Source organism: Rhodococcus sp. NPDC019050, from assembly GCF_055664235.1.
The window spans coordinates 44774-54330 of sequence record NZ_JBVOON010000025.1 but is presented as its reverse complement, the minus strand read 5'-3'; the positions used below and the strand labels follow the sequence as shown (position 1 = coordinate 54330).

Annotated in this window: 6 protein-coding genes and 1 pseudogene; 3 read left to right on the top strand and 4 right to left on the bottom strand. The window is 67.4% G+C overall.

Annotated features, from left to right (window positions below; genetic code table 11):
• Positions 1-472 precede the first annotated feature (472 nt).
• The gene (locus AC0B44_RS20175; RefSeq protein WP_471904548.1) at positions 473-1573 is read left to right on the top strand and encodes a hypothetical protein; all 1101 of its coding nucleotides are present in this window, start codon (positions 473-475) and stop codon (positions 1571-1573) included.
• Between the two features lie 108 nt (positions 1574-1681).
• On the opposite strand, the gene AC0B44_RS20170 is transcribed toward AC0B44_RS20175, so the two are convergent.
• Positions 1682-2290: a class F sortase gene (locus tag AC0B44_RS20170; RefSeq protein WP_471904547.1), complete on the bottom strand. Its 609-nt coding sequence runs from the start codon at positions 2288-2290 to the stop codon at positions 1682-1684.
• Positions 2291-2319: 29 nt separating this feature from the next.
• On the opposite strand from AC0B44_RS20170, the gene AC0B44_RS20165 reads away from it, so the two are divergent.
• Positions 2320-2706 (top strand): hypothetical protein, encoded by a 387-nt coding sequence (locus AC0B44_RS20165; protein ID WP_471904546.1) that lies wholly within the window; start codon positions 2320-2322, stop codon positions 2704-2706.
• A gap of 415 nt (positions 2707-3121) precedes the next feature.
• Positions 3122-6643, top strand: coding sequence for a trehalose-phosphatase (locus AC0B44_RS20160; RefSeq protein ID WP_471904545.1), 3522 nt, complete (start codon positions 3122-3124; stop codon positions 6641-6643).
• A gap of 27 nt (positions 6644-6670) precedes the next feature.
• Here AC0B44_RS20160 and AC0B44_RS20155 read toward each other — a convergent pair whose 3' ends face one another.
• The 3 genes and pseudogenes from AC0B44_RS20155 to AC0B44_RS20145 form a co-directional block, all read right to left on the bottom strand.
• Positions 6671-8149: a cation-translocating P-type ATPase gene (locus tag AC0B44_RS20155; RefSeq protein ID WP_471904544.1), complete on the bottom strand. Its 1479-nt coding sequence runs from the start codon at positions 8147-8149 to the stop codon at positions 6671-6673.
• Positions 8150-8403: 254 nt separating this feature from the next.
• Positions 8404-8919 (bottom strand): annotated as a pseudogene (locus tag AC0B44_RS20150) (P-type ATPase actuator domain-containing protein); the annotation flags it as partial.
• A complete protein-coding gene (locus tag AC0B44_RS20145; protein ID WP_471904543.1) occupies positions 8883-9419 on the bottom strand; it encodes a cation-transporting P-type ATPase in 537 nt (178 codons plus the stop codon). The gene AC0B44_RS20145 and the pseudogene AC0B44_RS20150, both read right to left, overlap by 37 nt.
• Positions 9420-9557 lie beyond the last annotated feature (138 nt).

The window sequence follows — 9557 nt, the reverse complement described above, 5'->3', positions numbered from 1 at the left end:
CACTACGCGATGGCCCACCCTCGGCGAGGGAGCGACACGCCGCGGACCTGGCCGGATGCGCTCAGCCGATTCCCACCACTCCCCGGGACTTACCCCGATCCAGACCGGGCGCCCTCCGTGCGGGGGCCCTGTTTTTCGTCCCCGTTTTTCGCCCCTCACCCCTCGGATTCGGGGGGCGCACAGTTTTTCGCACCCTCCGGCGACCAACTCACCATAAGAGGGAATTATGACGATCAGAGGAATCGGGACCGATCCTCGCTCAACGCGACTCCAGAGCCTCGAATCACGGAAACGTGTCGTAACGGTCGCTATTTCGTTGCACCGTCAACATGTCAAATGACCTGTTCACGTCATTCCGTTACGTTTCATTTCGTAATAAGTTTCGTATCTTGTACTGAAATGAAACATCCGATAGCGTTGTCTGCAACCCGAAACAAGGGCGTGGGACGCGATTTCGAGACGACGAGGACCCATGGACACCACCTCCCCTGATAGCACCCGACCCGACAGCGGCAGCGCTTCCGAATCTGCGGACTCGGCTTCCGACGGCGCGCCCGCCCGCGTCGGTCGACCGCGGAAGTACGCGTCGTCGGCCGACCGCGTACGCGCCCACCGCGCCCGCGAACGCGCAAAGAAAGCAGCGGCGCTCTCCCCCGACGCCGAGGCATCCACACCCGACGACGCGATTTCGACTCTGGCCACCACCACGACGGCACTACGGACCCTGACGGCCACGACCCTCGAGCAATACGCAACCCTCGCCACGCGCATCACCGATGCCGTCGACAAGCTCACCGACGCCGAGGCCGTCGAAGCGCAGATGACCCGGGCCGCGACCGAACTGGCCAAGGTGCGCGCCGACGCAGACGCGAAGATCGCGCGACTGCGGGAACAAATCGCGCAGGCCACCGAGGACCGCGACAACGCCGACGCAGCCGTCGCAGCCGTCGATGCCGAACTGTCCGACGCCCGGGCCGCCCACGCCGAACAGATCCGCCGGCTACAGCAGGCTCACGAAGAAGAGATCGCCCGCGTCGGCGACGACCACGCCGACACCCTGCAACACCTGCAGGGCCGCCTTGCCGACGCAGAGACCGAACACGAGCGCGTCGCCTCCGAACTCCGCGAGACCATCACCGAACTGAACAGCAGCCTCGCCACCTGGCGGCGGAATCTCGACGACGCCACCAACGAACGCGATCGTGTGGGAACGGAACTATCCGGAACCCGCGACGACCTCGCCCGAACACGCGCCGCACTCGAGCGAGAGTCCGCGACCGTTACTCGCCTCGAATCCGAACTCGGTACCGAACGCGACCGCAATGCCGAGCTTCGGGATCACCTCGAGCAGGCCCGGGTTGCGGCGGCTGCGTCCCGCGCTGCGGAAACCGCGTCCCGCGAACGCGGCGACGAATTGCGAGCGGAGATCGGTGAATTGCGGGCCGAGCTCAGCGGATGCCGGACCGAACTCGACGCCGTGCGCGCCGAACTCGGCCGTGCGCGAACGGCCGCAGAATCCGTACACGGCAGGGACGCCCGCGACGATGCAGCGCGTCCAGGTTCGGACGACTGACGGACGGTGCTCCGAACTCCGCACCGGCGGCACGGACAGTCATCCACACCGGCGGCACGGACAGTCATCCGTGCCGCCGGTGTGTGGAGAGTGTTCAGGGCCCGCCGACTATTCACCCGTGGGCACGGCGAACACGAATTCGTTGTCCGCGTAGCCCAGTGGTGGACCGACGAAGTCCCCTCCGCAGGTGACGAGCACCAGCGTCTCGGGACCGTCGAGCCGGTTGAGTTCGTCGAGCGGGAGTTGGCCGTCCTTGCCGGCACTGAGGAGACGGTCGACGCGATACTCCCGTGTGTTCCCGTCACCGGCCGACACGGCCAATTCGTCGCCCTCGCGCACGTCGGCGAAGCGCGCCGCGAACCCGTCCCCTTGATCTACGTCGTCGACGTGTCCGGTCACTACGATCGCACCGGTCCCCCCGCCGGGCATCGCAGAGTCCACCCACCATCCGAGGCGCGAAACATCTTGCGGCGGAAGCAATGTGCCGCCCTCGTCGGTGGCGATGGGGTCGGTCGGCGCGGTGGCGCCGTCGAGTGTCAGGGACACCGGTGCCGCCGGGTCGTCGGCGGTCGCCGCGACCGGTGGCGGCATGTCCTTCTTGCCCTCGGACACCGACCCCGGGAGGGAGCCGGTATCCGGATCGGAGGTGGTGGCGCAGCCGCCCAGAAACAGGAGGGCGGCTGCGCACACCACGGTGCTGGTCGTTCGTGCACGCATGTCAACGACCGACGATCGATCCGGCCGGGATGGAACTGACCGGCACCCGGGCTTCGGGATTGCGATGGACCGGCGGAGCTACCGGCGCATCCGGCACCGTGGCCTGCGGCGGCACGGGCACAGGGCTGTGCGGGTGCGTCGGCTGCGGTGTCGTCGACGGCGGTTTCGTGGGAGGTGGTGTGGACGACGGCGGTTTCGTGGGTGGTTTTGTTGTGGGAGGTGGCGTCGTCGATGGTGGTTTCGTTGTCGGTGGTTTGGTGGGCGGTGGCGGTGTGGTCGTCGGCGGTTTCGTTGTCGGCGGTGTCGTTGTCGGCGGTTTCGTGGGAGACGGCAGTGGTTTCGTCGGAGACGCCGGCGGCGTCGGCTGGGCCGTTGCCGTCATAGGTGCCGGCGCTGGAGAATTGTCCGGGGGCTGAGCGCCGGCGCCGCCGGCCACAGCCACGAGCAGCGTCGTTCCGAACAGCGCGGCGAGGATGGGAGATGCTTTTCGCATGTTGGGTGCCTCAATTCGATGACCGAAGAGATGAGTACCCCGACGTAGGTGATGTCGCGGCGGCACCGGCGTGCGTTAACACGTCCGGGCGCTGAGACCCATCCGACGCAACGCCGAAACCGCGCGGTGTCCTCTCTCGCCGCGCCGAACACTCCATTCCGCAGGACCGGTGGGTCTCGTCTTTTTCGAACTCGGGCCCGCGCCGCCGGGTTAGTGTCCGGGGTGGAGCTCGTCCACGCGGCCCGTCCGTCGGCCACACACGTGCACGCAGGCACCACCGGTTCTCCTGCACCGGCAGTGAACTGGGAAGGCTGTTCTCGTACCGTCCGGGAGGCGCTGTGCAGAACGACGAGGGTGACACCGCCGGCCGGCCGCTCATCGACCTGCGGCACCACACCGCGGTGGTGGTCGATCTTCGTGTAGTTCCGGGTTTCGCATCGGCCTCCGGTGCCGAGACTTCCGGAGCGTCCCGTCCCCACGAACCCGAGGGACGACCCGACTCGGTGATGACACTGCTGCACCGCCTGGACGGTGTCGATGTGGGCATGGCGGTCTTCTCACCCGGCGGAAACGCGAAGGACCCGCTGGCGAACGCAGGCCTCGGCGGGGCGCTCTCCGTCGCCGTGAACGAGAAGACACCCGAGGAGGCCGCGGCACGCCTTGGTGCGCGGTGTTCGTCGGCGGTGCTCGTCACGGCCGACGAAACCACGATGCAGGCGGCGCATCGCGCGGGATTCGCCCTGGTGATCGGCATCGACCGGGACGGACGCGGAGGAGATTCCATCGCTACCGACGCAGATGTGGTGGTCCGGGGCCTCGGCGAGATCGGACTGCGGGCAGATGATCGTCCGCTGTCGCAGATCCCCGACGCAGCAGAGTCCGAGGCGGAACTGGCGGCGTTCCTGCGGGTGCACGACCCGGTCCTGCTCCTCGACCTCGACAGCACCACTGCGGAGGCTGCGCCGACCGAGGGTATGCGGAACGCTCTGGCGAGGCTGGCAGGAACATGCACCGTCGTGGTGCTCAGCGCCCGTGAACTGCGAGACGTGCAGGACAGGGTCGGGATCCCCGGCCTGTGGTACGCCGCCCGACACGGATTCGAACTCGCCGGACCGGCGGGCGAGAAATACGAACCCCCCGCCGAACCCGCGGGTTCGGACCGAGCGCCCGGTAGTCCCGACGAAGGGGAAGCGCACCACGCTCCCGGACGGGACAAGGGCATGGCGTTGCGATGGGTGCTCGACCACATCGCCGGGGGGAAGTCCGTGCTGCCTGTGTACGTCGGAGGCGATCGCTCCGACGAGGACGCGTTCGATGCGCTGCCCCGCGGAGGTATCGGGGTCGTGGTCCGCCACCACGCGGGTGAGGATCGGCGGACAGCCGCCCGGCTCGCGGTGAACGGCACGGCCGGAGTGCAGGAGCTGTTGAGCCTGGTCGACGACATTCTCGGCCGCAACCCGTCGGATGCCTCCCGGGCCGGAGCCTGGACCCTGTTCTACGACCACTACGACCCCGACTCCGAAAAACTCCGGGAAGCGCTCTGCACCGTCGGGAACGGGCACTTTGCCACGCGCGGCTGTGCGCCCGAGGCGGTGGCGGGTCCGACCCACTATCCGGGCACATACATCGCCGGTCTGTTCAACCGGTTGCGGGACGACCGCCCGGACATGACGCTCGTGAACGAGAGTCTGGTGAACACCCCCAACTGGCTACCGTTGACGTTCCGGATCGACGACGGCCCGTGGTTCGACGTGGATGCGGTCGACCTCCTCGATTACCGCCAATACCTGGACCTGCGCCGCGCCGTTCTCACACGCCGGGTGACGTTCCGCGACGGTGCCGGGCGGACGACGACCGTGGTGCAGCGTCGATTCGTCGCGATGCATCTCGCGCATGTCGGTGCGCTCCAGACGACGGTGGTGGCGCACGACTGGTCGGGCGTCGTGGAGTTCAGGTCCTCAGTCGACGGTTCGGTCCGTAACTCGCTCGTCGATCGTTACCGGGACCTGGCCGATCAACATCTCGTGCCGGTGGGGGCGCGCGAGGTGGCACCCGGTTCGGTGGTGCTGAGGATGCGGACGAACCAGTCGCATGTCCCGTTGGCAACCGCAACGCGCACCACGGTCCGGTCGGACGGCGAGCAGCGCGACAGCACGTATCAGATGTTCGAGAGTGACGGCAGTATCGGCCATTTCATCACTGTCCACGTCGACGAGGGCCGAACCGTCACGGTGGAGAAGACGGCGACCGTGTTCACCGGCCGCGACCCTGCGGTCTCCGATCCTGCCGACTCGGCCACCCGGTTGTTGTCGGGCTTGGGAATGTTCGACGAGATCCTGGCCGGTCATGTGGCCGCGTGGGACAACTTGTGGGACCGGATGCACATCACTCTTGCCGATCGGCAGGATGCGTCGCGAATCCTGCGCCTGCACATGCTGCATCTCCTTCAGACCCTGTCGCGGAACACCGCCGATCTCGATGCGGGTGTCCCGGCCCGGGGTCTGCACGGCGAGGCCTATCGCGGGCACATCTTCTGGGACGAGTTGTTCGTCTTTCCGGTGCTCAATCTGAGAAACCCGTCGTTGACCCGCTCCCTGCTGCGGTACCGGTACCGCAGGCTTCCGGAGGCGCGCCGCGCGGCCGCTGCCGCCGGGTACGTCGGCGCGATGTTCCCGTGGCAGTCCGGGAGCGACGGCCGGGAGGAGAGCCAGCAATGGCATCTCAATCCGCGGTCTGGACGGTGGCTTCCGGACCCGAGCCATCGGCAGCACCACATCGGTATTGCGGTGGCGTTCAACGTGTGGCAGTACTACCAGGTCACCGGTGACCTCGCGTTCCTCGGTGAGTACGGCGCCGAGATGCTGGTCGAGATCGCCCGGTTCTTCGCGAGTCTCGCGTCGTACGACGGGGTTCGGTCCCGGTACGTCATCCGTGGAGTCGTGGGACCGGACGAGTTCCACTCCGGGTATCCCGACGCGCCGTACGACGGCGTCGACAACAACGCCTACACCAATGTCATGGCGATGTGGGTCATTCTTCGTGCGATGGAAGCGCTTACCGCTCTCTCCGATCCGGACCGGACCGGTCTGATGCACGGTCTCCACCTCGACGCGGACGAACTCGCCCGATGGACCGATGTCACCCGGCGGATGTTCGTTCCCTTCCACGACGGGGTGCTGAGCCAGTTCGAGGGATACGCCGACCTGGCCGAACTCGACTGGGACGGTTATCGCGAGCGGTACGGCAACATTCAGCGACTGGACCGGATCCTCGAGGCGGAGGGCGACGACGTCAACCGGTACCGGGCCTCGAAACAGGCCGACGTGGTGATGCTGTTCTACGTGCTCTCGGCGGACGAACTACGAGATCTCCTCGGACGCGCGGGATATCGGTTCGAACCGGCTGCGATCCCCCGCACCATCGATTACTACCTCGCGCGCACGTCCCACGGCTCGACCCTCAGCGCCGTGGTGCACTCGTGGGTCCTCGCGCGCGGCCATCGCGACGAGGCCGTGGAGTACTTCGAGAGAGTTCTCGTCTCGGATGTCACCGATATTCAGGGTGGCACCACCCGCGAGGGCATCCATCTTGCGGCGATGGCGGGAAGCATCGATCTGTTGCAGCGGTGCTTCACCGGACTCGAGACACGAGGTGACCACCTCATCTTGAACCCGCAGTGGCCGGAAAGCCTCGGTGCGCTGGAGTTCCCGATGCGCTACCGCGGACACAACCTCCAGGTGTCGGTCCAGGGCCGGAAGGTAGAGGTCACCGCCGGGCCCGGAGACCACCGCCCGATCGAGGTGATGTGCCGCGACCGGACAGCCACTTTGCAGCCCGGGTGCACCGTTGCGCTGAGCTAACGGGGCGCGAACCCTGCGCAGGGCCGCTCATCGGGCATGGCGGCGGGCTCTTCTGCGCAGGAGTTCGTCGCATCCCCACACCACGACCGGAAGCGGCAGCAACAGCAGCAGCTGCCACCACTCGGGCATCGCAGTACCGAACACTTCCCGGAGTACCGGCACCGTCACGATCACTGCCGCGAAGAGCACCTCGAATACGATGCCCCACAGCAACAACGGGTTGGTGAACAACCCGATGTCGGCGAGCGATGCACGCTGCGTGCGGGCCGCCGTGGCGGTGCCTATCTGGCACGCGACGATCGCAAGGAACGTCATGGTGGTCGCCTGCTGCCAGGTGTGATGCAGCGGACCGGAGCCGACGTCGGCTCCGAACGACCATCCTCCCGCCAGGAGCGTGCCGAGGAACAGTGCCACCACCAGAACGGTGGAGATACCGCCGAGCACCAGCCAGGCCCGGATCAGCATGGACCGATCGATCACCGAGTGCGTCCTCGCCCTGGGTGCGCGCTCCATGATTCCCGGTTCGGCGCGTTCGCGTCCCAGTGCCAAGGCGGGCAGGGTTTCGGTCCCGAGGTCGATCGCCAGGATCTGCATCACCGTCAACGGGAGGGGAATCGCGCCGCCGCTCAGCGCATACAGCAGGAACGGCACGATCTCCGGTGTCGTGTGCGCGAAGATGTAGACGATGAATTTGCGGACGTTGTCGTAGACCCGGCGGCCGGCTTCCACAGCCTTGACGATGGTCGCGAAGTTGTCGTCGGTGCGAACCATGGTGGCTGCTTCTCGCGCCACATCGGTGCCCGACTTGCCCATCGCTATCCCGATGTCGGCGCGGCGCAGCGCCGGCGCGTCATTTACGCCGTCACCCGTCATGGCCACGATGGCTCCGGCGCCCTGCAAGGTGTCGGTGACCCGCAACTTCGTCTCCGGCGAACTCCGCGCGAAGATCAGCTCGCCGGGAGTCTCGAGCACCGCGTCCAACTCGGAATCGGACATGCGGTCGACTTCCTCACCGCTCAGCACGGTCAGCCCGTTCCTCCCGATGCCGACACTCTCGGCGATCCCTCGGGCGGTGAGCGCGTGATCGCCGGTGACCACGATCAGGCGGATGCCCGCGGTGTGGCAGCGCGCGACCGCGTCGGGCACCTCGTCTCGGGGCGGATCGATCATGGCCGCGACGCCGAGCAACACGAGGTCTCGTTCGGCATCATCGCGCGTCGGCGGTTCGGCGGCGGCCGCGAGGGGCCGCTCTGCCAGAGCGAGGACGCGCCGTCCCTGCCGTGCCCACGAGTCGACGATTCCGTCCACTTCGCGACGATCGGCGTCCGTGAGTTCGCGGTCGCCGGCCGCTCCGACGGCGATCCGCGAACAACGCGCGAGCACCACTTCCGGTGCGCCTTTGGTGTGGACCCAGGTCCCGCTCGCCCCCGTATCCAGGGTGGACATGCGTCGCAGCAGCGAGTCGAACGGGAACAGGGCAAGGCGGCCCGCGTGCTCGGCCGGCACCTCGATTCCCATCGCGGCGGCGGCCCGGAGCAATGCCAGTTCGGTCTGATCGCCGGTGCCCCCGGCGGTCCGTCGTCCGATGTGTCCCCGCGGGGAAGCACCGCGTTGCTGCAGTACACCGCTGCCCGGGCGAGCCGAGCCGGTGGCGCGTCGCGGGCCGGAGCCCTGATCGACGCGTCGAAGTCGAGGACCCCGTCGGCGGTCCACATCTCCACCACGCTCATCTGGTTGAGCGTGAGGGTGCCGGTCTTGTCGGTGCAGATCACGCTGGTCGATCCGAGTGTTTCCACCGCGGAGATGCGTTTGACCAGCGCGCCGCGGCGCGCGAGAATCCGCACCCCGACTGCCAGCGCGAGGGTGATCGTGGGCAGCAATCCCTCTGGGACGTTCGCGACCAGCAACCCGATCGCGAAGTTGAGGGCGTCGGTGAGCGGCAGGCCCGCGAGCAGCATGCCGAGCGGAATGAAGGCCGCACCCATCCCGATTGCCACGAGTGCGATGAACTGAGCGACCCGCTTGACCTGCTTTTCGAGGGGACTCTCGTCGTGTCCGACGCGTTGCGACAGAGCGGCGATACGCCCGAGTTCGGTTCGCATGCCGGTCGCGAACACCACTGCGGTGGCTTCACCCGCGGTGCAGGAGGTTCCGCTGAACACCATGTCACGGGCGTGGGTGAGGGGTACATGGCTGCTGCCGGCATCGGCCCGCACCTCGACCGGCACGGATTCGCCGGTCAGGGTCGAGGTGTCGATGTCGACCGCTCCCGACAGCAGTCGGGCGTCGGCGCAGATGCGATCGCCCTCGGAGACGACGACGACGTCGCCGGCACGAGCAGGCGTGCTTCGATCTCCGTCTCCGCGCCGTCCCGCAGCACCCGGGCGTGTGGCGGCAGATACGCCGACAGCGCCTCCACGGCCTGTTCGGCATGGCGTTCCTGGATGAACGCGAATCCCGCGTTCAGGAAGACGACCACCACGATCGCGACGGCCAGTGGAACCGAACCGGAAATCCAGGCGAGGAGCGCCGCCAGCCACAGCAACAACGCCAGTGGATGGATGAGTTGGCGGAGCAACTCACGCCAGGCGGGCTCCCCCTTCTGCCGGACCAGGTCGTTCGTCCCCATCTGGGCGAGCCGGCGCTCGGCTTCCCGGCTCGACAAGCCCTCCGTGCGGGTGCGCAGGTCCCGCAGGAGACGGTCGAGTTCCTCCTGCGGATCCGTGACGGAAAAACTGCCGTCCGGGGCCGGTGGCGATGTCGATGAACGTGTCATATGGGCTCGTCTCCACGCCGGCGCAGTTGTCGGTGCTGGATGAACGTGGTGCTCGGTGCCGAGTCAACTGGGCGACAGCGTTCCGCGCGGAAGAATGAGGCACCACTTCGGTATCGATCCCTCGTACACCGACCGGGT